This window comes from Staphylococcus hsinchuensis, assembly GCF_038789205.1.
Lineage (GTDB): Bacteria > Bacillota > Bacilli > Staphylococcales > Staphylococcaceae > Staphylococcus > Staphylococcus hsinchuensis.
On record NZ_CP128355.1, the window covers coordinates 1,993,175 to 2,019,045 of the forward strand.

Consider the following 25,871-nt stretch of genomic DNA (forward strand, 5'->3'; position numbering starts at 1 on the left):
TGTAGATAATGAATCATTACTCATCTCTACTTAAATAAATAAATTTTTCCAACAAACCCCCATCATTTACTTTTAAAATTTATACTAGACATTATAAACTAGATAAAAATTCATCTATTTGCTCGATAGATTTGCGTTCTTTCCCAATGTACGAGCCTATTTGTTCATTGTTTCGATATACTAAAAAACTTGGGATGCCCATAATGCCATGTTCAATACAAATATCCATAAATTGATCTCTATCTACAGATACAAAATGATATGAATCATACTTTTCCTCTAATTGAGGTAAATCTGGTTCGATGACTTTACAATCAGGGCACCAATCTGCAGTGAAAAGAAATACTGTCTTTTGTTGTTTCAATTCATTAAATTGTTGTTCATTTTCTAATGCTTTCATATTCTCTCTCCTAAATCTTATTGATATTGTAAATGTTCTATTTGTTTATCATCCAATTGCGTAACTGATTGAATTAATAATTGTCGAGCTGAGTGATAATCTCTAATATCAAATACTGCATTTGTGCTATGGATATATCTAGCACATACACCAATCACAGCTGTCGGTACGCCAATATTTGCTTTATGAATTTCTCCACCATCTGTTCCACCTGGTGAAATGTAATATTGGTAATTGATATCATGTTGTTCTACCAAACGCATTAAATAGTCTCTAAATGAAGGCTTGAGTATCATCGTCCCGTCCTTAAGTCTAATTAACGTTCCAGCTCCTAATGTACCTGAGAGACGTTGACTTCCCTTCATATCATTGGCTGGTGAACAATCTACTACAAAAGCAACGTCAGGATCGACTAATTCGGCTGCTGGGCGTGCACCTCTGAGACCTACTTCCTCTTGTACATTTGCACCCACATATAAATCGAAATCTAACGTTTCTCCTTGTAATGACTCTAATAGTTCTAGGGCAATTAAACAACCATAGCGATTATCCCATGCTTTACTAGCATAACGGTATTCAGATAACTGTGTAAACGGTGTTTCAGGAACGATTGAATCTCCAATCTGTATACCACGTGAAAGGACTTCTGATTCTGAGTCACAACCTATATCCAACATCAAATCTTCAATCTTAGGTGCACCTTCATTACCGGATCTAAAGTGTTTAGGTATATTAGATACAATTCCGATAATTTCTTCGTCTTCGCGTGTCTTTACTTTTAAGCGTTGTCCTTGCCAAATATCATTTGCGACACCGCCTAAATTAGTGAAATGTAATAAACCTTGTGGGGTTATATGCGTCACCATGAATCCAACTTCATCCATGTGTGCAGCAACCATTACTTTTTTTGCGTTTTGTTTATTTGATTTCTTCACGCCATAAAACCCGCCCATTCGGTTATAAACAAACTCATCGACGCAAGGTTCCATCTCTTTTATTAAATATGATTTAACATCATCTTCGAACCCTGGAGCACCATGTAATTCTGTTAATGTCTGCATTCTCTTAATTGTTTTATTAAAATCAATAGTCACGTTCGCTCACTCCTTATCTTTATTATAGCATCTTCATTGTGGTAAACTATAAATATGACTTTTTAGGGGGTAGAACTGTTATGTTCAGTAAAATGAAGTGGTACTTTACCTTTATTTTTTCATTTCTATCTATTATCGGTGTGATGTATTTAATTCATCGACAATTACACCATCATGTCTTTCAATCCGAAAAGACGTTAGCAGAAGTTAAAACATATTTCAGAAATGTTGTCGGCTCATACATATTAAATGAAACCGTAACATATGAAACAAGTGAAGGTACATTTACGGTTTACCAAGGTGGTATTACAACGCAATCAAATGATAAACGCACGTATTATGATTTCTATGCTGATGCCAACAACGGTGAAATCATCGATATTATTGAACGTACTTCTTAACTTGTGTGCGAATACGACACCCATTTCAAATAAGCTTACATGTATATTTACTCGTCATGAAACTGATAATGTGGATTGACGAGTTTGTTTATTCAAAATAATTTATCAACAAGAAATGGTAATGAGCCCGGGATACTTTATCGTTTCTCAGGCTCATTTTAAAATGCAATCTTTTATATTTATGATGACAGTACTAAAACCGTATCATTTTATAAAAATTAAACCCTACTCATACTAAGATTCTCTTTGAATATATGATTCGATTTCTTTTGAATTTGCTTTATTAAATTTAACTGCAAAATAAGTTGCATCATGATAAAACAAAAACCCAGAAATTATCCATAATATAATTCGTTATTCGGCGTTCTTTTTCTCGAATGGATTGTAGTGGATAATCATCGTATGCCGTTACCCATAATGGATTTTTATGGGCTGTCGTAGGAAAGATATCTGCCATATGGACTGCTTTTTCTCCATTACTCTCTATAGTAATAATACTGTGACCATAACTATGTCCGCCTGTGTGTATCATCTTTATACCTGGATAAATTTCAATTTCTTTTTCAAATAATATTAAATTGTTTTTGAAATCCCCGTTATTTTTAGGCCAATAAGTAGATTGACTACGCATATTCGGACTTTGGAATTCATGCCATTCATCTTGTTGTAATACGTGAATAGCATTTTCAAATACTGAGTCACCGTTTGAATATGTTAACCCTGCAGCATGATCAAAATGCATATGGCTCATTAACACAATATCTATATCTGCTGTTGTCAGTGAAAATGCTTTTAAACTTGCATCTATATCACTCTCATAGTCTACCCCGAAGTTGCGGCGTTCTTTATCTGTAAGTTTATCTTTACCGATGCCACTATCAATTAATATATTTTTATCACCTGTTTGAATTAATATAGGATGTGTTGGTAAAGGAATCTGATTCTTATCCTTAACAGGATATTTTTTGGACCACAGTGCTTTAGGAACGACACCAAACATGGCTCCCCCATCCATCTGAGTGATGCCACCATTCACATAATTAATTTCAAATTGTCCTAACTTCATCTCACATACCCCCTTGAATATTTCCAATTACGTAACACTTTATTAACATATTAATATAATAATGACGGGAGGTAAAACATTCTATATAATGTTTGCTTAAATTTTTAAATATTGATTATAACTATCACATAACGAAATCAAATACTATATATTTACATTTACCTAATTTAATATAAATAAAAAGAGGGAGCGGGACAGAAATCGAATTTTCTAATAGAGATTTCGTAGTCCCACCCCGGCAAGGATGACTAGGATTGGAAAAGCTTGATATAAGCGCATTTACAATTCAGTCATCTACTGTATAATCGACAAAGAAGCTGAGACAACTATTTTTGTCCCAGCCTCTTTACAAATGTTATTCATGGAATTTAGCTTCCATTCGGTAAATACGAGAACCTTTTTCGGAAAACTTTTTCTCATATTCAGTGACGATATTTTCTTCTATATCTTCTTCATGTAAATTTAAATTCATTTTCGTGAAATACATACCAAATTGCGACATGCTTTCTAAACTATACGCAAACAGACCACGATTATCTGTTTTAAAATGGATTTCTCCATCTTTCTTTAATATTTGTTTATAACGTGCTAAATACGTATGATATGTTAAACGACGTTTGGCATGTCGTTTTTTAGGCCATGGATCAGAAAAGTTTAAATAGATACGAGAAACTTCTTCATCTTTAAAATATTCATTTAATTCTATCGCATCATTACAAATTAATTTGATATTTGTTAATCCTAAATCAAATACTTTCTGTAAAACGTTTACCATGACACTTTTTTCACGTTCCATAGAAATAAAATTAATTTCAGGATGTTGTTCTGCTAAAGTTGTGATGAATTGGCCTTTACCTGAACCAATTTCTATATAAATCGGTTGTTCTTTTTCAAACCAATCACTTATCTTACCTGCATGTGCACCATCCATATCTACAATCTCTGGATGAGATTTCAAATAATCTTCAGCCCATGGTTTGTATCGCACTCTCATTAATATTACTCCTTATATAAATGCATTATGATTCATCATATCATTTAAAAATTTCAACCACATATTCATGTCTTTGTAACGTTTCTGTTCTTCATACCATTGAATCATTCCTATGGCTTGAATAGCTGTGTACCATTTCATTCTCTTTTGTAATTCAATTGAATCTTTTACTCCATATTCTTCTAACCACTGTGCCCAGTTTCTTTCAGGAACGTAGTTGTAAAGCAGCATACCTAAATCAATTGCAGGGTCGGCAATCATGGCATCTTCCCAATCAACCAAATAAAGTTCATCTCGATCAGAAAGTAACCAATTGTTGTGGTTTACATCGCCATGAACGACGGTGAAAAAGCGAGGATCCATATCAGGTATATTGTCTTCTAAATAAGTAAGCGCCTTCCTTGTCACATGATGCGTAAGTACTTCGCGTGACAACGAGGCATTAATCTTATTCAACATTATTTCAGGTGTGATAGGTTCCATTTCCATTCTTTTAAGCATGTTTAATAAAGTTTTAGAATTGTGTATCTTTTTTAACAATAAAGCGACACGATTTTCTTTCATTTCGTTAAAAGCAAGCTCTCTACCGTTTTTCCAATGTTGCGCTGTGACAACCTCTCCAGTTTCAATACGTTTCGTCCATACTAGTTTCGGTACGATTCCTTCGGCAGATAATGCCGCTATAAAAGGATTAGAATTTCTTTTTAAGAATAGCTTTTGTCCATCTTGTTCGGCCATGTAAGCTTCACCAGATGCGCCTCCTGCAGAATCAAGTGTCCACCCTAATTGATAAAACTGCTCCAACACGTTCACCTCACTTTCCAAATAGAAAATGGCTCCAGAAAATAATTCCAAGAGCCATATTTAATCATTTACACTGAATTTGAATTTCAACAGTTTTTATATTAAAGCAACAAACATTTACAAGCATATATGACACACTGTCCCCATGTGAACATAAAACAAACTAAAATGTATTTGTCACTCGTATTTCCCTCTTTATTCTCAACTTAGTTATTCTAACATAAATTGAGTTGTTACAGGCTTTTATTTTATCTTTTTTATAAACTTTATTAGTTCATTTTTTGAAGACTCATAAAAGATTTTATATCGTTTAAGGGTGTTTTTCAACCAAAAATCAGAAACAAAAAGTCACTTTTTACCTTTGATTTTTTAGATTACTTTTTTACGGCTCATTTAAAATTATAACATAATTTGAGAGTAATTTTTGAGATATTACTATCGAAATTCGTAATTTATTTTCTATCTTCAGCTATATATTTTGTGAATCCTTCTTGTAACTTTTTAGTAATTGAGCCTACTTCTCCATCTCCTACTGGTTTATCATTTAATTTAACTACAGGCATAACCTCAACTGAAGTACTTGAAACAATAACTTCATCTGCATTTTTAAGAAAATCTAAAGTAAAGACTTCTTCATTAAATTCAATTTCATATTGTTCAGCAATAGATTTTATCACTTTACGTGTAATACCGTTCAAGATGTAGTTATTAACTGGATGTGTATAAATTTCTCCATCTTTAATCGCATATACGTTACTAGAAGAACCTTCAGTGACGATGTCTTCTCTATGTTGAATAGCTTCGCCAGCGTTATTTTTAGCTGCGTATTCTTTTGCTAAGACGTTACCAAGTAAGTTTAAACTTTTAATATCACATCTTAACCAACGTATATCTTCAGTTGTTACTGCACTGATACCTTCTTCTAATTTTTTATAAGGGCGATCATATGATTTAGTAAATGCCATAACATTTGCTTCTGTTGATTCCTCTGGGAACGCATGATCACGTGGTGCTGCACCTCTTGTCACTTGGATATAAACACCGCCGTTAATAATACCATTGGCATCGATTAATTCTTGAACTAATTCGATAAATCCATCAACACTATATTTTAAATTTAAACCGATTTCTCCAGCACTTCTTACTAATCTTTCAAAATGAGGTTTCGCCGTAAACATATAATTGTCATAAATACGGATATATTCATAAATGCCGTCACCAAATACATATCCTCTGTCATTGTACGGTACTTTTGCATCTTGTTCTTCTACTAATTGTTCATTGATTAATACTTTTGTCATATTATCCCTCCACGCATATTTCATAAATTGATTGTAAATAAATACTTGTTGCATCAAATAATTGCTTTTTAGAAATATATTCATTCTTTTGATGCATTAAGTCTTCTGAACCTTTAAACATAGCACCATAAGCAACACCTTTATCAAGGTTACGTGCATATGTTCCACCGCCGATTGTATATGGTTCGGCTTCATCTCCAGTTTGTTCACGATATACTTGCACTAATTTCTGTACGAATGGGTCATCTTTTTCTACGTAATGAGGTTTTTGATCTTTACCTATTTCAAAAGTAAATCCAAGTTGTTTAATTTCATTTTTAAAGCGGTCCATCGCTTCTTCAAATTCAAAACCTTGCGGATATCTTAAATTAACACCATATTGGCCGCCATTTTCTTTGTCATAGCTAATAACACCAATATTTGTAGTCACATCCCCCATCGTATCTGTATGGTATTTCATACCCATTTTTTCGCCGAAGTGTGATTCAAATAAATATTTTTCACTAAAATCAATAAAGTTTGCAGCAGTTTTATCCAAGTTCAATGCAGATAAGAAATTCAATAAATAAAGACCTGCATTTACTCCAATTGAAGGATCCATACCATGTACAGCTTTACCTTGGACATTTAATACTAACACGCCACTATCCACTGTACTTTCTCCATCTAAATTTTGTTCAGATAAATATTGTTCGAAGTTTTGTATCACATCTGTCATGTTTTCTTTGACGCCAACATGTGCTTCTGCTTCATCAGGCACCATATTATAACGTTGACCTGATTTAAATGAAATAAGTTCATAGTCAGGTTCATCTAACTCATCATCTTTTGAAGTTTGTTTAATATCGAATGTACTGATACCTTTTTCTCCATGAATTGCAGGAAATTCCGCATCTGGCGCAAAACCTAAAGCAGGCATTTCTTCGGTTTTGAAGTAACGATCTGTACATAACCAGTCAGACTCTTCGTCTGTACCTATGATTATATGTATTCTTTTTTTCCAGTTTACATTCATCTCGTTAAGAATTTTAACAGCATAATACGCTGCAATTGTTGGGCCTTTATCATCTAATGTCCCTCTAGCGATTATATCTTTATCAGTTACCACTGGGTCAAATGGGTTTGAATCCCAACCTTCTCCTGCTGGCACAACATCTACGTGACATAGAATGCCAAATAAGTCAGAACCTTCACCTGCTTCTATACGTCCTGCGATATGATCCACGTCATGTGATTCGAAGCCATCTCTTTGAGCCAATTTATACATATAATCTAAAGCTTCGCGCGGCCCTGGACCGACTGGATGGTCTTCATCTGCTTTGTTGTCTTCTCGGACACTTTCGATTTTTAGTAATCCATTTAAGTCCTCTATTATTTGATCTTCGTACTCTTGAACTTTTTCTCTCCACATGTATGATCAACTTCCTTCTTAAGTCTGATATATCTGTTATTTTACATGAACTTTTGTATAAACTACAGTAAGACGCCATATTTTTTGAAAATTTTGACTGTTTTATTTTGTGAAAAATCAGGCAATCTTATGTTATGGACGAAAAAAAGGTTGAAAGAAATCGAATCATTTCTTTCAACCTTTTATATTTTAAATAATGAATATTAACAATTATTTATTTGAGTCTTCATTGTCACTATCGTGTTTATTACTGTTATTCTTAAGTTCTTCTTCAGTTACAACACGTAAGTTGTTTGAAGGATCTGCAGCACCTTCGTCTGTAAATCTTGCTTCTTCAACATGTTCTTCGTCTTGATTTTTCACAGTTGACCCTTTAATTCTATCTTTTTGGTCATTGATAAATCCTTTTGGATCTTGTTTTACTTTGTTTGCATAACCTTTAGGGTCTTGTTTTACTTCATTGAAAGTTTCGTTTGCTTTTGAACTGATTTGTGTTGCGATATCTTTTGCGTTTTGTTTATATGATTCTGGATTTTCTTTATATTTATCATATTCACCTTTTAATTTATCGCGGTTTTCCTTTTTAGACAGTACAATTGCTGCAGCTGCTCCTCCAATTCCAACTAATGCTCTTAATACGTTTGATTTAGCCATAATTACACCTCTTCATTAATTTTGTCTTAATTTTTTAAAATCTTCTTCAGTTAAATGACGATACTCGCCTAAATCCAAACCTGAATCTAGTTGCAAGTCGCCTATACTGACACGTTTCAATACTAATACCTCATTATCTATCGCGTGAAACATACGCTTAACTTGGTGGTACTTACCTTCGGATATCGTAACAAATGATTGCTTGTCCAGTTTACCATGCGATAATTCGGCGGGCTTCATAACTCCTTCACTCAATTCAATACCCTTTTTGAAGGATTTTATATCATCATTCGTGATAGTTTTTTCTGAAATAACTTCATAAGTCTTTGAAACGTGCTTTGAAGGATTCATTATTTGATGATTAAATTGACCATCATTGGTAATTAATAGTAATCCTTCTGTATCTTTGTCTAAACGCCCAACTGGAAAGATGTCTAAATACTGGTAATCGTCAATTAATTCAATAACAGTTGGATGTTGATCATCGTCAGTTGCTGAAATGTATCCTTTCGGTTTATTCAACATTAAATAAACCTTATCTATAAATTGTACCTCTTGACCATCCACGTATACACGATCTGTTTCAGCTTGAACTTGCGTTTTAGGTGATTTTTCAACTTTGTCATTTACAGCAACTTTACCTTTTTTAAGCATTTGCTTGACTTCAGTTCGGGTACCTAGACCCATATTCGCTAAATATTTATCTAATCTCATTTTAAAATTCCTAGCTTGCGTCTGATTTTATTTGGCAAATCACCTAAAAATTCATCAGCAAGACGTGTCTTCATAGTCATAATTGCATATAGCAACATACCAATTATTACACTAATTGTAACTATGAGACCTGCACTAAATCTGCCATGTGGCTCAATAAACATTTGTAAAACATATGAACAAATTTCAACTACGATCATCATAATGAAACTATAGATAAAGATTTTACCGAAATGTAACCACGTCTCACTAAAGTTAAACTTAGCATATATCTTTAATATCACTAAATTACATATAACAGCAAACAATGTAGCAAGTCCGGTACTAAATACTGCACCAACTGTATGGAACATCATAATTAAAGGTATGTTTAATATAAATTTAATAACAACTGCAGCTAAAATAACAAAGACCGTTAATTTTTGTTTGTCTATACCTTGTAACATCGATGCAGTTACACTCAATAACGCAATTAAAATACCTACAGGTGCGTAATAGAATAAGATTTCACTACCATCTGCTCTACCATAAAACGCAACGTATATAGGTAAAGCTAAAGCCATGATACCTAAACTAGCTGGAACAGTGATATACATTAAGACACCAAGAGATGTACGAATCTGACGATGCATTTCTCGTGTGTTACCTTCAGCGAAAGTCTTTGTAATAAATGGTATTAAACTCACTGCAAAACCAGAAGCGAGTGACGCTGGTATCATTACAATTTTATTTGTAAACATATTTAAAATTGTAAAGAAATGGTCTCGTTCTCCAGGATCAACATGCACAAGTTTTAAAGTTGGATTGTGTGTCATCTGATCGACTAAGTTAAATAATGGGAAATTCAAACTTACAATAACAAACGGTATACTATAAGAAATGATTTCCAAATACATTTTCGTATAACTAATATTGATGTCGGTCGTATCTTCTTCTACCATTCTATCAATATTATGTTTCCGTTTCTGCCAGTAATACCAAAGAGTGAAAAGTGCTGCAATTGCACCAATCGCTGCACCAAATGTTGCAATTCCGTTAGCGATTAGCAATGAACTATCTAAAACATGTAACATGAGGTAACATCCTACAAGAATAAAGATGATTCGTGCAATTTGCTCAATTACTTCTGAAACGGCAGTTGGTCCCATGGATTTATAACCTTGGAATACACCACGCCATGTAGCGAGTAGTGGTATGAAGATGACTACCACACTGATAATCTTGATTACCCAAGCTACTTCACCGACTGACCACCCGTCACCATTACCTTTACCATTACCGTGACCTAAGGTAAGGTCTGCAATGCCAGGTGCTAAAAAATATAGTATTAAAAAGCCGATAAAACCAGTGATAGCCATGACGATAAAGCTAGAACGATAGAACTTTTGGCTGGCACGATAGGCGCCTAACGCATTGTACTTCGCAACATACTTTGAAGCTGCGAGTGGTATTCCCGCTGTCGCCACAGCAATAGCAATATTGTAAGGCGTATACGCATATGAAAATGGTGCTAAATTTCTACTATCGCCAAACATACTACTAAATGGAATGAAATAAATAATCCCTAATATCTTAGTAATCATGATACTTAAAGTAATTAAGAAAGTACCTCTTACTAATTCCTTACTTTCACTCATTCAGATCTTCCTATTCTCAATTAAATTTTTACACTCGTAAACTTAATAATAACCTTTAAATTACTTTTTTTCAAAAATATATTACTATAAAATAAGACTATATCGTTTAGGGAGGCATATCTTATGTATCAAACAATTATTATAGGTGGTGGACCGAGTGGTCTTATGGCTGCAGCCGCCGCAAGCCAACATGATGATAATATTTTATTACTCGAAAAGAAAAAAGGACTCGGTCGAAAATTAAAAATCTCAGGTGGTGGTCGTTGTAATGTAACCAATCGCCTTCCCTATGATGAAATTATAAAAAACATCCCAGGAAATGGAAAGTTTTTATATAGTCCATTTTCAATTTTTGATAATGAATCTATTATTCAATTTTTCGAATCGAGAGGCGTACGTCTGAAAGAAGAAGATCATGGTCGTATGTTCCCAGTTAGCAATAAAGCACAAGATGTTGTTGATGCCCTCATTGAAACCTTAAATCAAAATAACGTGTCAGTAAAGGAAATGGCTACTGTTTCGAACATTGAATATACAGATAACCAAACATTCCAAGTACAATTAAATGATCAGACGCTATTTGAAAGCAAAAGCTTAATCATAGCTACAGGTGGGACAAGTGTCCCAAAAACAGGATCCACAGGTGATGGTTACAAATTCGCCCAACATTTAGGCCACACAATCACTGAGCTATTCCCTACTGAAGTACCGATTACTTCTTCTGAACCATTCATTACGAGCAAAAGAATGAAAGGTCTAAGTCTAAAAGATGTCAGGTTGTCTGTACTTAAGAAAAATGGTAAAAAACGTGTCACGCATCAAATGGACATGCTATTTACTCACTTCGGTATAAGTGGCCCTGCCGCACTTCGCTGTAGTCAGTTTGTTTATAAAGAACAAAAATATCAAAAAAAGAAAGATATCCAAATGCAAATCGATGCATTTCCTGATTTAAACGCTGATGAACTTGAATCAGAAATTCGACAACGTATCAATGCCACACCCGATAAATATATAAAGAATAGTTTACATGGATTAATAGAGGAAAGATATTTATTGTTAATCTTAGAATATGCTGAGATTTCACAATCCTTAACCGGTCATCACATCTCAAAAACACAAATCGAACAAATAGTTAATTTATTTAAAGGCTTTACCTTTACAGTAAATGGCACTTTACCTTTAGATAAGGCATTTGTAACAGGTGGTGGCATTACACTTAAAGAAATCCAACCTAAAACAATGATGTCTAAAATAGTACCAGGGCTATATTTATGTGGCGAAGTTCTAGATATACATGGCTATACAGGTGGGTACAACATCACAAGTGCCCTCGTTACAGGTCATATTGCAGGGTCTAATGCAAGTCAATTTAAGCATGAAATTAACACATAAAATAAATAGACCAGATGAAAACTCAATGTTTCATCTGGTCTATTTTTATATTTAAAGTTTTAAACTTTTATTAAATGCGGTCAATTTGAAGACCTTCGTCTCCCCATTCATCCATGCCACCTTCAACATTTACAGCATCGATACCATTTTGCTCTAAGTAGTTTGTTACTTGAGCACTACGTCCACCTGATTTACAAACGATATAATATTTTTCATTTTCACTGAAGTCACTTAAATGATCAGGAATTTGATTCATCGGAATCGTTTTAGCACCTGGAATAATTCCCATCGCTGTTTCTTCTTCAGTTCTAACATCAATAATATTTACAGGATTTGAATTTAAAACTTTATTCTTTAATTCATCAACTGAAATAGTTTGCATAGTTAATTCCTCCTACTTCATTATTTAGCTACGATATTTACTAGCTTCTGTGGAACTGCAATCACTTTTTTAATATCTTTGCCTTCTATAGCCATTTTAACATTTTCTTCATCTAATGCGATCTGTTCCATTTCTTCTTTCGTAGCTTCTTTTGCTACTTTCACTTTCGCTCTCACTTTACCATTTACTTGGATAACGATTTCTACTTCATCATCTTCCAATAATGATTCATCATATGATGGCCACGGTTGATAAGTGATTGTTTCTTCATGGCCTAGACGTGACCATAATTCTTCAGCAATATGTGGCGCAATAGGTGCGAGCATTTTAACAAAGCCTTCAACGTATGGTTTATACAATTCATCTGCTTTGTAACAATCGTTGATAAATACCATCATTTGACTAATTGCGGTATTGAAGTTAAGTGTATCGAAGTCTTCAGTTACTTTTTTCACAGTTTGATGGTAGCTCTTATCTAATGTCTTAGAGTGGTTATTAACAATTTTATCTGATAGTTCTCCATCTTCAGTAATCAACAATCTCCATACTCTATCTAAGAAACGACGTGAACCATCTAAACCTTTTTCACTCCAAGCAATCGCCGCATCTAGTGGCCCCATAAACATTTCATATAAGCGTAAAGTATCGGCACCATGAGATTTAACGATATCATCAGGGTTGATAACGTTACCCTTAGATTTACTCATTTTTTCATTACCTTCACCTAAAATCATACCTTGGTTAAATAGCTTTTGGAATGGTTCTTTCGTAGGTACAACACCTAAATCATAAAGTACTTTATGCCAGAATCTTGCATATAATAAGTGTAATACAGCGTGTTCTACACCACCGATGTATAAATCAACTGGTAACCAATGTTTAAGTTTTTCTGGATCTGCTAACATCTTCTCGTTATTAGGGTCGATATATCTTAAGTAATACCAACAGCTACCTGCCCATTGTGGCATTGTGTTCGTTTCACGACGCCCTTTCATACCAGTCTTTTCATCTACGACATTTACAAAGTCATCAATGTTAGCAAGTGGTGATTCTCCTGTACCTGAAGGTTTGATTTCATCTGTTTCAGGTAAAAGTAGTGGCAATTCATCTTCAGGAACTGTTGACATAGAGCCATCTTCCCAATGGATTACTGGAATAGGCTCACCCCAATATCTTTGACGACTGAATAACCAATCTCTTAATTTATAGTTGACTTGTCTCTTGCCGGCACCTTTAGCTTCAAGCAATTCAATTGCTTTAGTGATTGCCTCATCATTATATAATCCATTGAGCTCTCCTGAGTTCACGTGTGGGCCATCACCTGTGTAAGCTTCTTTCGATAAATCTCCACCTTCAATCACTTCAACGATTGGAAGATCAAAAGCCTTAGCAAATTCATAATCTCTCTCGTCGCCACCAGGTACTGCCATAACAGCACCCGTACCATATGAAGCAAGTACATAATCTGCAATCCATATTTGAACTTTTTCTCCTGATAATGGGTTAACTGCATAAGCTCCTGTGAAGACGCCTGTTTTTTCTTTAGCTAAACCAGTTCTTTCTAAATCTGATTTTTTAGACGCTTCGTTTTGATAATCTTCAACTGCTGCTTTCTTATCTTCTGTTGTAATTTCATTCACAACTTCATGTTCTGGGCTTAACACTAAGAAAGAAGCACCATAAATCGTATCTGGACGTGTGGTAAAGACTTCAATATCCTTATCTGAACCCTCTACATCGAAAGTAACACTCGCACCTTCAGAACGTCCAATCCAGTTACGTTGCATATCTTTTAATGATTCAGGCCAGTCTAAATCATCTAAGTCTTCTAATAAACGGTCAGCATATTCTGTTATTTTTAATACCCATTGTTTCATCGGTTTTCTATAAACAGGATGACCACCACGTTCAGAGACACCATCTACTACCTCTTCGTTTGATAGTACTGTGCCAAGGGCCGGACACCAGTTCACGGCTACTTCATCTACATAAGCAAGTCCTTTATTATAAAGTTGAATAAAAATCCATTGTGTCCATTTATAATATTCTGGATCCGTTGTGTTTACTTCTCTATCCCAATCATAACTAAAACCTAATTCTTTAATTTGTCTCTTAAATGTTTGAATATTTTGTTGCGTAAACTCTCGTGGATCATTACCAGTATCTAAGGCGTATTGTTCAGCAGGTAAACCAAATGCATCCCATCCCATCGGATGTAGCACATTATAACCTTGCATACGTTTATAACGTGAAATAATATCCGTTGCTGTGTAACCTTCAGGATGTCCTACATGTAAACCAGCTCCTGATGGATAAGGAAACATATCTAAAGCGTAGAATTTCTTTTGTCCAAGTTGATCATTGGTCTTAAAAGTTTTATGTGTTTCCCAATAATCCTGCCATTTTTTCTCGATTTGATTATGATTGTAATTCACAACTTTTCCTCCTATTCATTAAAAAAACACCTCAAACTATTAAGCATTTAGCAGGGACGACTGTGCCGCGTTACCACCCTGATTCACATATTTGATGTGCACTCGTTTGGATTAATAGTTAGAGATGTTTGTCATTCACTTATTCCTGGCAAGTTCACTTAATGCCGAACGCTAGATTCCACCATCACTAGCTCTCTTTAGAACAGCAATCAAGCTACTACTCCTATCATAAATAATTCTATTTTAAAAATACTTTTATTTCAAGTCATTCAAACGGAAAATACTTCTACCTTGGAATATTTAATAAATTATCATATTCATTTTTAGTCTAGTTATTTCTCAATAATTTATGATTTGATTTGTGAGTCTAATTTTCTATCAAATATAAATAAGAAAAATAACGCAATAACCAATAATCCAATCATCGATAAGAACATTGTCGACATATTAAACACATCTACAACGACACCACCAATGAGGGGACCAAAGGCCTTCCCTACAGTAGAAGCAGAGTTAACATATCCTTGGAATGCTCCTTGTTTACCTTCAGGAGCTAAGTGGTTTGCAATTGTTGGTACTGCAGGCCAAACGAACATTTCACCAATAGTTAATATAATCATACCTACTAAGAACACACTAAATTGTTCTGCAAAACTAGTAATGAAAAATGACAGAATAAATACGCCAATACCTACAAACATTTGATATTTCAAATTACCTTTTAACAGTCGGACTACGGGTGTGATAATAGGTTGTGCAATGAGTATCATGATACCATTAACCACCCACAATAAACTATATTGACTCATAGAAATGTCTATTTCCTGTGTGAAGGAAGCGATTGTACTTTCCCATTGAATGTAGGCAATCCAACAGATACTGAACATCACACATAATAGTACTAAAGCGATGAAACGTGTCCTATTTTCCTTTGAAAATAAACTAAATGCATCTTGGTGTTTAACTTTAAAGTCTATACTTAAATTAAATTGAGTAATAGCTACAATCGCAAAGGCTACATACATTACGAGATTCGCAATAAAAATATAGTTAAAACTAAGCTCAGCTACGAAACCACCTGTAGCTGCTCCAATTGCCACACCTAAATTTTGAGCTAAATAAATTGCATTAAACGTTTGGCGCCCGCCTTGTGGCCAAACAGCCCCCGCTAACGCATAAATAGCAGGTACAATCATACCGCCACCAAACCCTAATGCAACTAACCAAACTGCGTACCACGGCCAACCGTGAAAGAAATTCAATAATGTTGTACTCGTTAAACAAATCACTGTCCCTATTAATATCGTTCGATAACCACCAAGTTTATCGAAAAGATTGCCTCCCAAGAGGTTGCCTACAACCATACCAAATGAATTTATCATTAGAACAAGACCAGCGACTGTCAAACTCTTATGCAATTCCTCATTCATATAAATTGTGTTTAGCGGCCAGAGAAAACTCGATCCAGTGATATTTAATGCCATACCAATAACCAACCACCAAACTGATTTAGGCATGTTCATGCATTAATCCCCCTTTTTGTTTAATTTTCCAACTATACGATAAACACTATACCATTAAAATATGTTAAAATCTTTACTTAGAATCGATTTAGAAAGGAAAATGTTATATGGGACAATTTTTCCCTTACGCATTCGAAAATAAAAGATATCACACATGGAATTATCATTTAAAAAATAAGTTTGGTCAAAAGATATTTAAAGTAGCAATTGATGGTGGTTTTGACTGTCCAAATAGAGATGGTACAGTGGCTTATGGCGGTTGTACATTCTGTTCAGCTGCAGGGAGTGGTGACTTCGCAGGCAATCGTGCTGACCCAATTGAGGTACAATTCCAACAAATTAAAGACCGCATGCATGAAAAATGGAGCGACGGACAATATATTGCTTACTTCCAAGCATTCACGAATACACATGCACCGGTTGAAGTTTTACGAGAAAAATATGAAGCCGCATTAAAGGAACCAGGTGTCGTTGGCCTGTCTATTGGGACACGCCCGGATTGTTTACCTGATGATGTCGTTGAATATTTAGCTGAATTAAACGAACGCACGTATTTATGGGTAGAATTAGGTCTTCAAACAATTCATCAAGAAACTTCAGATTTAATCAATCGTGCACACGACATGCAAACATACTATGATGGTGTTGCTAAATTACGCAAACATAATATCAATGTTTGTACACACATTATTAATGGTTTACCTGGCGAAGATTATGAAATGATGATGGAAACTGCAAGAGAAGTTGCCCAAATGGATGTTCAAGGAATTAAGATTCACTTACTACATTTATTAAAAGGCACACCAATGGTTAAGCAATATGATAAAGGGATGTTAGAATTTATGTCTCAAGAACAATACACTAATCTCGTTTGTGATCAATTAGAAGTCATACCACCAGAAATGATTGTGCATCGAATCACGGGTGATGGCCCTATTGATTTAATGGTAGGACCAATGTGGAGTGTCAATAAATGGGAAGTTTTAAATGAGATAGATGATGAATTAGCACGCAGAGCATCTTATCAAGGTAAACACTATAAAGGTGCAGTCCAACAATGAAATTAGAACGCATCTTACCTTTCGCTAGAACTTTATTATCGCAACATACCACCTCAGAGAGTATCGTCATTGATGCCACTTGCGGAAATGGCCACGACACATTATTTTTAGCTGAAACGGTTGGGAATGGTAAAGTATACGCTTTTGATATCCAAGATACAGCTATTGAACATACTAAAGAAAGAACACATGGTTTTAGTCATGTCGCCGTTTTTAAAGATAGCCATGCACAAGTGAAAGATTATATTCCGCCACACGAACATGGAAAAATTGATGCTGCAATATTCAATTTAGGCTATTTACCGAAAGGTGATAAATCAATAGTAACTACACCAGAAAGTACAATCGATGCGATTAATTCAATTTTTGAAATGTTGGCACCTGAAGGTATTATTGTACTAGTCATTTACCCAGGCCACCCAGAAGGCAAGATTGAATGTGAACGTGTACTCAATTATTTACAAACAATCGATCAGAAAAAAGCACATATTTTACGTTATCAATTTATTAATCAACAAAACGATCCACCTTTTATTTGTGCAATTGAAAAACGTTAAAAAGAAGAGTCTGGGACATTAGTCTTTCAGACTAAAATAAAATCGATGATTTTTACTGTGAAAATGTAAAAATCATCGATTTTTCTATTATTATCAAATTGATTAGACGAGTCTGAGACAAAAATAGGTGTCTCAGACTCTTTGTCAATTTGGCAGTAGATGTCTGAATTGAAAATACGCTTATATCAAGCTTTTTTCAATCCTAGTCATCCTTGCCGGGGATGGACTACGAAATCTTTATTAAAAATTCGATTTCTGTCACTCTCCCGTTTTTATTGTGTACTGAGATAACGTGAACTCATATTCTGTTATAAACCTAAGATAAGATTGATATTGTTTTGAAGGTTAGTTGATTTGTTTTTAATTTCAGTTTTAAACTGATTTAAAAGTGCTTCTCTCTTTTCTTTAAGATCTTCATTGAAATGAATAATTACTGTTCTTTCGTCATCTTGTGGTCTTTCTTTAATAACCCAGTCTTTTTCCACAAGATTATTGTAAGTTCTTGTTCTCTTATACGATTTTACTGGAACAAAACTATCCATCTCTTTCAACGTCATAGAACCTTCTTTCCATAAAGTTAAAAGAATAAGCACTTCTTCTTTCGACATATTGTAGTCACTGATAACCCTATTAAACACGCTATCAATGTCACTCATTATCATCTCAAGTTTCAATACACCTTCAATATCATCTCTGAGTTTCTTTCCCATAAATCTTCCCCCAATTGCAATTAATATTAACATGTAAATTCATATTGCTTAGCCATTCCCATAAATGATGTACTACATAAATTGTCAAAGTATTTAAAATAATATGAATTATACAAATAGTTTAAGGTTAAAATTACAATTATGCAATAATATGTTTGATTTTATTTTGCATTTCCCTTAATAAATTTGCCGAATTATTAAATAATTGTCGTTCTTCATTACTTAAAGATGTTTCAAAAACTTTAACAGCACCTTGTCTATTCACTAAAGTAGGCACCCCAATATAAATGTCTTCATTTCCATATTCGCCATCTAAATAACTAGAAACAGTAAGAACCACGTTTTGATTTTTCAAAATCGCTTTTGTGATGTGTAATAAACCCATTGCTATCCCATAATATGTCGCACCTTTAGCTTGTATGATTTCATAAGCTGCATCTCGTGTATTAACAAATATTTCCTCTATTCTATGTTGTCTTTCTGGATTGTTCTTCAATAAATCATATAATGGTTGACCCGCAATGTTCGTTTGAGACCAAACCGCCAATTCCGAATCACCATGTTCTCCAATAATTTGTCCATGTACACTCGTTGGTGAAACGCCAAATTCTTGAGATAATTCATATTTGAACCGTGCGGTATCTAAAATTGTACCTGAACCAATGACACGGGATTTAGGTAAACCAGAAACCTTTTGAGTAACATAAGTTAAAATATCGACAGGATTGGTAGCAACTAAGAAGATTCCATCAAAATCTGATTCCATCACTTCTGTTACGATTGATTTAAATATCTTCGTGTTTTTTTCTATAAGATCTAATCTAGTTTCACCTGGCTTTTGTGCTGCACCCGCAGTTATTACTACAATGTCGGCATCCGAACAATCTGGATAACTGCCTGCCTTAACAACAATCGGTGATTCCCCATAAGGTGCACCGTGGTTAAGATCCATAACATCTCCTTTAACTTTATCTTCTGCCAAATCAATAATGACAAGTTCATCCGCAACGCCTTGTGCTACGAGCGCGAACGCATAACTAGACCCAACTGCCCCATCACCAATCAGTACGACTTTATTACCATTAATTTTACTCATAATATTACGCTCCTTATCTGGTTCACTCAATATGATATTGTGATTTATTTCACAATTAAAATATACCAAATCATTTAAGTTTTCGCAATATTATTTATAGTATTTTCACGTGAATTTTTATGATTATTTTTTACGAATGTAATTTAACGCTATTGAGTTGCGAGGAACCCTTTTGCTTTTGAATATATAACGCGATATTCGTTCATCAATGAAATTAATCAATAGTATTGTCAATTGAAAATGGTTTTTTCGTAATATAAAAAAACCAACTACCTTATTTCGGTAGTTGGTTTGCTATATATGTGCTTTGATATATTAATTTGGTTGATTTTCATCATCGATAATAAAACCATTATGACTTGCACTGTTATTTAAAAATGCAAGTACGTATCTCATGACATCATCACGTTCAGGTTCGTTATGTACTTCGTGATATAAACCTTTCCATACTTTAAAGTAAAGCTCATCTGTATCTACTTTATCTTTAACTAATTTCATTACTTCAGTATCCGCAATTTTATCTTCCGTTCCGTACATGAGTAATAACGGAATCGGATTAATATCTGTTAAATGTGATACGGTATCTCGCATTGTTTCGGTTAATTGTTTATACCAATGATATGTAGCTTTCTGTAACATTAATTCATCTTCATAAGTTTCTTCTAACACTTCTTCGTTACGTGTGAGTTCATCGATTGAAACGCCTACTTTAAAGCGTTTGTTTTTTGTCATTTTGCCTGCATTAGCGATAATTTTATCTTTTCTCGTTTTATAACCTTTTTTAAATTCTAAGAGAGGAGAAATTAACACAACTCCTTCGATGGGAACATCAACTTTTTCTAATAAGTTAAGTATAATTAAGCCACCTAAACCTACACCTAAGACGTATGTTGGGATTTTATATTCGTTCGCAATTTTAATCCACTCTAAAAAATGTTCATGATATTCATCGAAATCTCTAATTAATCCTTTATCTGAACGTGGTGTTTGCCCTTGTCCTGGTAAATCACCCATGATAACGTGGTAGCCATTTCGACGTAGCATTGTGATCACATACGCATATCGACCTGTATGTTCAAGCATGTTATGTGCAATAACCACAACACCTTTGGCTTCTTTTTCAGTTTCCCATTTCCACATAATCCTTTGGTCCCCTTTTTGTAAATTTTTCAATGTCTTTATTGTATCAAATCATATCAACCGATTTCCATTTAAAGCATGGTAATTTTTAATCTAATTTGTTCTGAATTTAAAAAATATTGTTATTATTGTGAAAAGAGTGTTATTGTGTATTTTGTAAAAAATTACGTAATATATTTTTATGAGAACGATTTCATTACATTTAGATTCATGCTACACTATATGATAATATAGAGTAGTAGCAGGAATGGGAGGAATTTTATATGCCAATTGTGAAAGATTTTTTCATAGGTTTATCGAATAGTACAATTTTAAATGAAACAGCTAAGGAAATTGGTCCTTTACTAGGAGCAAAGAAAGTTGTTGCAGGTAACACGATTGAGTCTTTGATAGAGACTACAGAACGTTTAAACAATAAGGGGATAACTGTTACTGTTGATTGCCTAGGCGAATTTGTTTTGACTACAGGAGAAGCAATTAAAGCTAAAGACCAAATTCTCGAAGTTATGTATGCGATGTATAATCACAATCTTGATGGTCATATGTCAATTAAATTAAGCCAACTTGGTTCTGAATTTGACCTTGAACTTGCCTACCAAAACCTACGAGAGATTTTATTAAAAGCAAACGAATTTAATAATATGCATATCAACATTGATACTGAGAAATACGATAGCCTATTTGACATCACACAAGTACTCGACCGATTAAAAGGCGAATTTAAAAACGTTGGTACAGTGATTCAAGCATATTTATATAAAGCTGATGCTTTAATTGAGAAATATCCTGAACTTCGTTTACGAATGGTTAAAGGGGCTTATAAAGAAGCAGAAAACATAGCTTATCAAACGAAAGAAGAAATTGATGAAAATTACATACGCTTAATCGAAAAAAGATTATTAACAGCCAAAAATGTAACGTCAATTGCTACACATGACGACAAAATTATCACACAAATCAAACAATTCATTAAAGATAATAATATCGAGAAAGACAGATATGAATTCCAAATGTTGTACGGTTTCCGTTCTGAATTAGCAGAAGAAATCAAAAATGAAGGTTACAACTTCTGTATTTATGTACCATTTGGTGATGATTGGTTCAGCTACTTTATGCGTAGACTTGCTGAAAGACCACAAAACTTAAACCTTATGTTTAAAGAACTTACAAAACCACAATCACTTAAACGTATTGGAATTGTAGCATCTGGTGTGACAACAGTCGGAGTAGCTTCAACATACTTAGTAAAAGCTTTAAGAAAGTAAAATAAGTCAAAATGATGCCCATCAAAGGATTTTAATTAAAACCTTTTGATGGGCATATTATATTGATTAACGTCATGATGTAATGGAGACCTTTATCCCCTCTTATGATCGTCATATATATTTATTACACGATAAAAATTTAACCGTTATTCCAAAATTCAAAGTAAGATAAAATAACTAAAAAACGATGATTTCTATTTTAATATGATAGAAATCATCGTTTTTATTTTATCTGAATATAGAACAAATCAGATTTACATCATTTTTATTCTAATTAAAACTGAATAGTTTAAATTTCTTTTAATAAGTTAGCCATTTCGATTGCACTTACTGCTGCTTCGGCACCTTTATTGCCTGCTTTTGTACCTGCACGTTCAACTGCTTGTTCAATGTTTTCAGTAGTTAAGATACCAAAAATGACTGGTGTATCAGTTACATCATTTGCTTTAGAAACACCTTTCGCAACTTCATTACATACATAGTCATAATGTGAAGTAGCTCCGCGAATGACACAACCTAATGTAATAACTGCATCATATTCACCTTTTTGTGCAAGCTTTCTAGCTACTAACGGAATTTCAAATGCTCCTGGTACGTATGCAACGTCAATATTTTCTGATGGTACTTCATGGCGAATAAGTGTATCTTTCGCTCCATCTAATAAACGATTTGTAATAAAGTCGTTAAATCTACTTACTACTACCGCTACTTTTAAATCTGATCCTATTAATTTACCTTCAAAATTCATAATGTTTTCCTCCTATAATAAATGTCCCATTTTAACTTTTTTAGTATCCATATAATCTTGATTGTATTTATTTGTTGGAACAACAAGTTCTATACGTTGTGCTATATTAATACCATATGTTTCTAAGCTTTCAAACTTTTTAGGATTATTGCTTATTAAATTCACATTTTCAATACCGAAATAGTTCAATATTTCAGCTGCATCTCTATAATCACGTAAATCTTCATCAAAACCTAATGCAACATTAGCAGTTACAGTATCATATCCTTGTTCAATCAGTTCATAGGCTTTGAGTTTATTGATTAAACCTATACCTCTACCTTCTTGAGGTAGATATAAAATCATGCCGCCATGTTGTTGAATATATTTTATAGAGGCATCAAGTTGCTCACCACAATCACAGCGTTGACTGTGGAATATATCACCTGTTAAACATGACGAATGTATACGTACGTTTTCAGTTTTTTTAATGTCACCACTCACAATAGCTACAATTTCTTCTTTTTTATCACCAGTAGTAAAGCCATACATATCGAATTGACCATATTGTGTAGGCAATTTAACTTTGGCTTTCGCTTCTAAGTTGGAGGGTGAAGATTTACGATATTTAACTAAATCTTCTATTGAAATCATGACAAGTTGATGTTCTTCTTTAAACGATTGTAATTCATCGCCTTTAGCCATTGTGCCATCATCATTCATTATTTCACAAATGAGTGCTGCTGGCTTTGCATTTGTCATTTTTGCTAAATCAACAGAAGCTTCTGTATGTCCTCGACGCACAAGAACACCTTCATCTTGAGCAATCAACGGGAAAAGATGTCCTGGTTTATTGAAATCTTTAGCAGTTGCGTGCTCATTAATCAATGCTTTCGCTGTCATTGTTCTTTCAGGTGCACTTATACCTGTCGTCGTATTGACATGGTCGACACTGACTGTAAATTGCGTGCCATAAGCATCTGTATTTTGTCTTACCATTGGTTCTAATTCTAACTGATTAGCAATGTCTTTACTTATAGGTGAACAGATTAAACCTTTACCATGCGTCGCCATAAAATTCACAGTGTCGTCTTTCATCCATTCTGTGACTGCGACTAAATCACCTTCATTTTCTCTATCTTCATCATCTACTACAATGATACTTTCTCCTTGTTTTAAAGCTTCTAACGCTTTGTCTATACTATCTAATTGCATACATATGCCTCCTAAAATCCAAACATGCTTAACTTTTCAGCTGTAAGTCCTGAATCTTTATTCGTCATTAATTTTTCAACGTATTTGAAAAGCATATCTGTTTCAATGTGCACCGAATCTCCTACACGCTTTTGATTTAAAATCGTAGCACGACGCGTTTCCGGGATAAGATGAATATCAAATTCAGTATCTTTTAATTGAAAAATAGTTAAACTTACACCATCTACAGTAATCGAACCTTGTTGCACCATTTGTTTTAATGACGATTGGGGTGGTTTGATTGTGACAATTTTTGAATTTGCAGAATCTTGAATACGCGTAACTTTCGCCACCGCATCGACGTGTCCAAGAACGAAATGTCCGCCAAAACGTCCATTGCCACTCATCGCTCTTTCTAAATTGACTTCATCACCTTGTCTCAATTTATTAAGATAAGTTTTATTTTCAGTTCCTTTAATGACTTGAACTGAAAATGATTGATGGTTAAATTCGGTTACTGTTAAACATGCACCGTTGACGTTAATTGAGTCTCCGATATGCATACCTGATAAAATAGTTTCACAATTTATGGTTAAATTAACGACCGAATTTTGATTCGTAATTTTATTAATCGTTCCTAATTCTTCAACGATACCGGTAAACATTTAATTCACTTCTTTCGCAATTCTAATTTAATATTTTGCTCAAGCATACGTGTATTTACAATTTCGAATTGTGATACATTTGCTAAATCTGTCACTTCAGTAGTTTGGAAAAATTGATACTTTCCTGAACCACCAATGATTTTCGGGGCATAATATATAATAAGTTCATTGATAAAATCTGATTGGAGAAATTCAGAAGTCACTGTCGGTCCTGATTCTACAAGCACGCGACCTATACCTTGTTGATATAAATCTTTTAATATATTTTCAATAGAACATTGAGTTAAATATTTGATATTGATTTGACTATGTGGACTTTCTAGTTGTTTATTTTCTGTATAAATCCAAATTGGTTGTGGCGGTTCTTTAAAAATGTCTAAATCAAAATTTATTTGGCCTGATTTAGATAACACCACTCTTAGTGGATTTTTACCATTTTCAATACGTGTCGTATATTGTGGGTTATCAGCATCTAGTGTGCCACGACCGGTCAATACTGCATCGTGATTATGACGCAACGCAAAGACATCTTGTTTGACCTGTGGATTTGTAATCCATTTGCTTTGAGCTTCGTCCGTTGCTTGTTTGCCATCTAAACTACAAGAAACTTTGACTGTTACTTCAGGCAAACCCTGTTGTTTCGAAATAAAGAAGTCGTGATATAAAGCTTCCGCTTCTTCTATAGGTCGATATTCAACTTCAATACCAGCATTTTGTAATATTGCGTCACCTTCAGATTCTAACGTTGTATCTTTAACAGCGTAGATGACTTTCTTCAGCCCATGTTCAATTATTTTATTTACACAAGGAGGTGTAGAACCGTAATGTGTACATGGTTCTAACGAGATATAAATCGTTCCGCCTCTTGCTTGATCTTGAGCCATATCCAACGCTTGTACCTCAGCATGTTTATCACCTTGTCTTAAATGCGCACCAATGCCTACGATACGTCCTGCATTTACTACAACAGAGCCAACGGGTGGATTTACCCCAGTTTGACCGTCAACCATTTTAGCTAATTGAATTGCATAATTTAAATAATGACTCACTTTATCACCTCTAAAAAAATACACCTAAAATATAAAATTTCAGGTGTAGGTAAAATCGGTATAACATTTATACTAGTTTGAAGATGTACGTATATCCGATGAAAAAATCATGAAATAAATACATACTCGTCCCTCATATAAAATACTCGTTTATTAAAAAAGTGCATCTTTAAGAAACACTGTGTTAATAACAGTT

General features: G+C 34.0%; 24 protein-coding genes and 1 pseudogene. 5 read left to right on the forward strand and 20 right to left on the reverse strand.

Going from position 1 to position 25,871, the window contains the following annotated elements; translation table 11 throughout:
- Positions 1-91: 91 nt before the first annotated feature.
- Both QQM35_RS09855 and QQM35_RS09860 read right to left on the reverse strand, forming a co-directional pair.
- A complete protein-coding gene (locus QQM35_RS09855; protein ID WP_251519768.1) occupies positions 92-400 on the reverse strand; it encodes a thioredoxin family protein in 309 nt (102 codons plus the stop codon).
- Between the two features lie 17 nt (positions 401-417).
- Positions 418-1,494, reverse strand: coding sequence for a M42 family metallopeptidase (locus QQM35_RS09860; protein ID WP_342610371.1), 1,077 nt, complete (start codon positions 1,492-1,494; stop codon positions 418-420).
- Positions 1,495-1,574: 80 nt separating this feature from the next.
- On the opposite strand from QQM35_RS09860, the gene QQM35_RS09865 reads away from it, so the two are divergent.
- Positions 1,575-1,895: a PepSY domain-containing protein gene (locus QQM35_RS09865; protein ID WP_251519764.1), complete on the forward strand. Its 321-nt coding sequence runs from the start codon at positions 1,575-1,577 to the stop codon at positions 1,893-1,895.
- A gap of 234 nt (positions 1,896-2,129) precedes the next feature.
- Here the strand turns inward: QQM35_RS09865 and QQM35_RS09870 are convergent.
- The 8 genes and pseudogenes from QQM35_RS09870 to QQM35_RS09905 form a co-directional block, all read right to left on the reverse strand.
- Positions 2,130-2,961: pseudogene (locus tag QQM35_RS09870) on the reverse strand (YtnP family quorum-quenching lactonase).
- A 355-nt stretch (positions 2,962-3,316) separates the two neighbouring features.
- Complete coding sequence (gene trmB, locus QQM35_RS09875) at positions 3,317-3,955, reverse strand: tRNA (guanosine(46)-N7)-methyltransferase TrmB (protein WP_251942771.1); 639 nt, start codon at positions 3,953-3,955, stop codon at positions 3,317-3,319.
- Positions 3,956-3,967: 12 nt separating this feature from the next.
- Positions 3,968-4,759, reverse strand: a complete 792-nt coding sequence (locus QQM35_RS09880) for a phosphotransferase family protein (RefSeq protein ID WP_251519760.1) — start codon at positions 4,757-4,759, stop codon at positions 3,968-3,970.
- A 452-nt stretch (positions 4,760-5,211) separates the two neighbouring features.
- The gene (gene dat / locus QQM35_RS09885) at positions 5,212-6,060 is read right to left on the reverse strand and encodes a D-amino-acid transaminase (RefSeq protein WP_251519758.1); all 849 of its coding nucleotides are present in this window, start codon (positions 6,058-6,060) and stop codon (positions 5,212-5,214) included.
- Between the two features lies 1 nt (position 6,061).
- On the reverse strand, positions 6,062-7,471 hold the full coding sequence (gene pepV / locus QQM35_RS09890) for a dipeptidase PepV (RefSeq protein WP_251942767.1): 1,410 nt from the start codon (positions 7,469-7,471) through the stop codon (positions 6,062-6,064).
- A 210-nt stretch (positions 7,472-7,681) separates the two neighbouring features.
- A complete protein-coding gene (locus QQM35_RS09895) occupies positions 7,682-8,125 on the reverse strand; it encodes a YtxH domain-containing protein (RefSeq protein ID WP_251519754.1) in 444 nt (147 codons plus the stop codon).
- A gap of 15 nt (positions 8,126-8,140) precedes the next feature.
- Positions 8,141-8,839, reverse strand: coding sequence for a pseudouridine synthase (locus tag QQM35_RS09900; protein WP_251519751.1), 699 nt, complete (start codon positions 8,837-8,839; stop codon positions 8,141-8,143).
- A complete protein-coding gene (locus tag QQM35_RS09905; protein WP_251519749.1) occupies positions 8,836-10,476 on the reverse strand; it encodes a putative polysaccharide biosynthesis protein in 1,641 nt (546 codons plus the stop codon). The genes QQM35_RS09900 and QQM35_RS09905 overlap by 4 nt, the downstream gene beginning before the upstream one ends.
- 123 nt (positions 10,477-10,599) lie before the next feature.
- On the opposite strand from QQM35_RS09905, the gene QQM35_RS09910 reads away from it, so the two are divergent.
- Positions 10,600-11,871 carry an NAD(P)/FAD-dependent oxidoreductase gene (locus tag QQM35_RS09910; protein WP_251519747.1) on the forward strand — a complete coding sequence of 424 codons (1,272 nt, stop codon included), beginning with the start codon at positions 10,600-10,602 and terminating at the stop codon, positions 11,869-11,871.
- Positions 11,872-11,941: 70 nt separating this feature from the next.
- On the opposite strand, the gene QQM35_RS09915 is transcribed toward QQM35_RS09910, so the two are convergent.
- From QQM35_RS09915 to QQM35_RS09925, 3 genes are all read right to left on the reverse strand, one after another.
- Positions 11,942-12,253, reverse strand: coding sequence for a rhodanese-like domain-containing protein (locus QQM35_RS09915; protein ID WP_251519745.1), 312 nt, complete (start codon positions 12,251-12,253; stop codon positions 11,942-11,944).
- Between the two features lie 20 nt (positions 12,254-12,273).
- The gene (leuS, locus tag QQM35_RS09920; RefSeq protein WP_251519743.1) at positions 12,274-14,688 is read right to left on the reverse strand and encodes a leucine--tRNA ligase; all 2,415 of its coding nucleotides are present in this window, start codon (positions 14,686-14,688) and stop codon (positions 12,274-12,276) included.
- Between the two features lie 347 nt (positions 14,689-15,035).
- Positions 15,036-16,211, reverse strand: coding sequence for an MDR family MFS transporter (locus QQM35_RS09925; protein ID WP_251519742.1), 1,176 nt, complete (start codon positions 16,209-16,211; stop codon positions 15,036-15,038).
- Between the two features lie 107 nt (positions 16,212-16,318).
- Between QQM35_RS09925 and QQM35_RS09930 the strand changes: the two genes are divergently transcribed.
- A complete protein-coding gene (locus tag QQM35_RS09930; protein WP_342610372.1) occupies positions 16,319-17,272 on the forward strand; it encodes a TIGR01212 family radical SAM protein in 954 nt (317 codons plus the stop codon).
- Entirely contained in the window at positions 17,269-17,829 is a 561-nt protein-coding gene (locus tag QQM35_RS09935; RefSeq protein ID WP_251519740.1) for a tRNA (mnm(5)s(2)U34)-methyltransferase, read from the forward strand. The genes QQM35_RS09930 and QQM35_RS09935 overlap by 4 nt, the downstream gene beginning before the upstream one ends.
- 308 nt (positions 17,830-18,137) lie before the next feature.
- Here QQM35_RS09935 and QQM35_RS09940 read toward each other — a convergent pair whose 3' ends face one another.
- From QQM35_RS09940 to QQM35_RS09950, 3 genes are all read right to left on the reverse strand, one after another.
- Positions 18,138-18,539 carry a transcriptional regulator, SarA/Rot family gene (locus tag QQM35_RS09940; protein ID WP_251519738.1) on the reverse strand — a complete coding sequence of 134 codons (402 nt, stop codon included), beginning with the start codon at positions 18,537-18,539 and terminating at the stop codon, positions 18,138-18,140.
- Between the two features lie 139 nt (positions 18,540-18,678).
- A complete protein-coding gene (locus tag QQM35_RS09945) occupies positions 18,679-19,635 on the reverse strand; it encodes an L-lactate dehydrogenase (protein ID WP_342610373.1) in 957 nt (318 codons plus the stop codon).
- A gap of 315 nt (positions 19,636-19,950) precedes the next feature.
- Positions 19,951-20,775 (reverse strand): alpha/beta fold hydrolase, encoded by an 825-nt coding sequence (locus QQM35_RS09950; RefSeq protein ID WP_251519736.1) that lies wholly within the window; start codon positions 20,773-20,775, stop codon positions 19,951-19,953.
- A 263-nt stretch (positions 20,776-21,038) separates the two neighbouring features.
- On the opposite strand from QQM35_RS09950, the gene QQM35_RS09955 reads away from it, so the two are divergent.
- Entirely contained in the window at positions 21,039-22,040 is a 1,002-nt protein-coding gene (locus QQM35_RS09955; protein WP_342610374.1) for a proline dehydrogenase family protein, read from the forward strand.
- 289 nt (positions 22,041-22,329) lie between these two features.
- Here QQM35_RS09955 and ribH read toward each other — a convergent pair whose 3' ends face one another.
- Genes ribH through ribD form a run of 4 tightly spaced genes read right to left on the reverse strand, consistent with a single transcriptional unit; the run spans position 22,330 to position 25,675 of the window.
- Positions 22,330-22,788 (reverse strand): 6,7-dimethyl-8-ribityllumazine synthase, encoded by a 459-nt coding sequence (gene ribH / locus QQM35_RS09960; protein ID WP_251519734.1) that lies wholly within the window; start codon positions 22,786-22,788, stop codon positions 22,330-22,332.
- A 12-nt stretch (positions 22,789-22,800) separates the two neighbouring features.
- Complete coding sequence (ribB, locus tag QQM35_RS09965; protein ID WP_251519733.1) at positions 22,801-23,982, reverse strand: 3,4-dihydroxy-2-butanone-4-phosphate synthase; 1,182 nt, start codon at positions 23,980-23,982, stop codon at positions 22,801-22,803.
- A gap of 11 nt (positions 23,983-23,993) precedes the next feature.
- A complete protein-coding gene (ribE, locus tag QQM35_RS09970) occupies positions 23,994-24,626 on the reverse strand; it encodes a riboflavin synthase (RefSeq protein ID WP_251519732.1) in 633 nt (210 codons plus the stop codon).
- A 5-nt stretch (positions 24,627-24,631) separates the two neighbouring features.
- A complete protein-coding gene (ribD, locus tag QQM35_RS09975) occupies positions 24,632-25,675 on the reverse strand; it encodes a bifunctional diaminohydroxyphosphoribosylaminopyrimidine deaminase/5-amino-6-(5-phosphoribosylamino)uracil reductase RibD (protein ID WP_251519731.1) in 1,044 nt (347 codons plus the stop codon).
- Positions 25,676-25,871: the final 196 nt, after the last annotated feature.

What these genes read in the sequence shown, in the direction of transcription:
- QQM35_RS09855 (WP_251519768.1), bottom strand. Translation starts at nt 400, where the DNA reads ATGAAAGCATTAGAAAATGAACAACAATTTAATGAATTGAAACAACAA.
- QQM35_RS09865 (WP_251519764.1), top strand. Translation starts at nt 1,575, where the DNA reads ATGTTCAGTAAAATGAAGTGGTACTTTACCTTTATTTTTTCATTTCTA.
- trmB (WP_251942771.1), bottom strand. Translation starts at nt 3,955, where the DNA reads ATGAGAGTGCGATACAAACCATGGGCTGAAGATTATTTGAAATCTCAT.
- dat (WP_251519758.1), bottom strand. Translation starts at nt 6,060, where the DNA reads ATGACAAAAGTATTAATCAATGAACAATTAGTAGAAGAACAAGATGCA.
- pepV (WP_251942767.1), bottom strand. Translation starts at nt 7,471, where the DNA reads ATGTGGAGAGAAAAAGTTCAAGAGTACGAAGATCAAATAATAGAGGAC.
- QQM35_RS09895 (WP_251519754.1), bottom strand. Translation starts at nt 8,125, where the DNA reads ATGGCTAAATCAAACGTATTAAGAGCATTAGTTGGAATTGGAGGAGCA.
- QQM35_RS09900 (WP_251519751.1), bottom strand. Translation starts at nt 8,839, where the DNA reads ATGAGATTAGATAAATATTTAGCGAATATGGGTCTAGGTACCCGAACT.
- QQM35_RS09905 (WP_251519749.1), bottom strand. Translation starts at nt 10,476, where the DNA reads ATGAGTGAAAGTAAGGAATTAGTAAGAGGTACTTTCTTAATTACTTTA.
- QQM35_RS09910 (WP_251519747.1), top strand. Translation starts at nt 10,600, where the DNA reads ATGTATCAAACAATTATTATAGGTGGTGGACCGAGTGGTCTTATGGCT.
- QQM35_RS09915 (WP_251519745.1), bottom strand. Translation starts at nt 12,253, where the DNA reads ATGCAAACTATTTCAGTTGATGAATTAAAGAATAAAGTTTTAAATTCA.
- QQM35_RS09925 (WP_251519742.1), bottom strand. Translation starts at nt 16,211, where the DNA reads ATGAACATGCCTAAATCAGTTTGGTGGTTGGTTATTGGTATGGCATTA.
- QQM35_RS09930 (WP_342610372.1), top strand. Translation starts at nt 16,319, where the DNA reads ATGGGACAATTTTTCCCTTACGCATTCGAAAATAAAAGATATCACACA.
- QQM35_RS09935 (WP_251519740.1), top strand. Translation starts at nt 17,269, where the DNA reads ATGAAATTAGAACGCATCTTACCTTTCGCTAGAACTTTATTATCGCAA.
- QQM35_RS09940 (WP_251519738.1), bottom strand. Translation starts at nt 18,539, where the DNA reads ATGGGAAAGAAACTCAGAGATGATATTGAAGGTGTATTGAAACTTGAG.
- QQM35_RS09945 (WP_342610373.1), bottom strand. Translation starts at nt 19,635, where the DNA reads ATGAGTAAAATTAATGGTAATAAAGTCGTACTGATTGGTGATGGGGCA.
- QQM35_RS09950 (WP_251519736.1), bottom strand. Translation starts at nt 20,775, where the DNA reads ATGTGGAAATGGGAAACTGAAAAAGAAGCCAAAGGTGTTGTGGTTATT.
- QQM35_RS09955 (WP_342610374.1), top strand. Translation starts at nt 21,039, where the DNA reads ATGCCAATTGTGAAAGATTTTTTCATAGGTTTATCGAATAGTACAATT.
- ribH (WP_251519734.1), bottom strand. Translation starts at nt 22,788, where the DNA reads ATGAATTTTGAAGGTAAATTAATAGGATCAGATTTAAAAGTAGCGGTA.
- ribB (WP_251519733.1), bottom strand. Translation starts at nt 23,982, where the DNA reads ATGCAATTAGATAGTATAGACAAAGCGTTAGAAGCTTTAAAACAAGGA.
- ribE (WP_251519732.1), bottom strand. Translation starts at nt 24,626, where the DNA reads ATGTTTACCGGTATCGTTGAAGAATTAGGAACGATTAATAAAATTACG.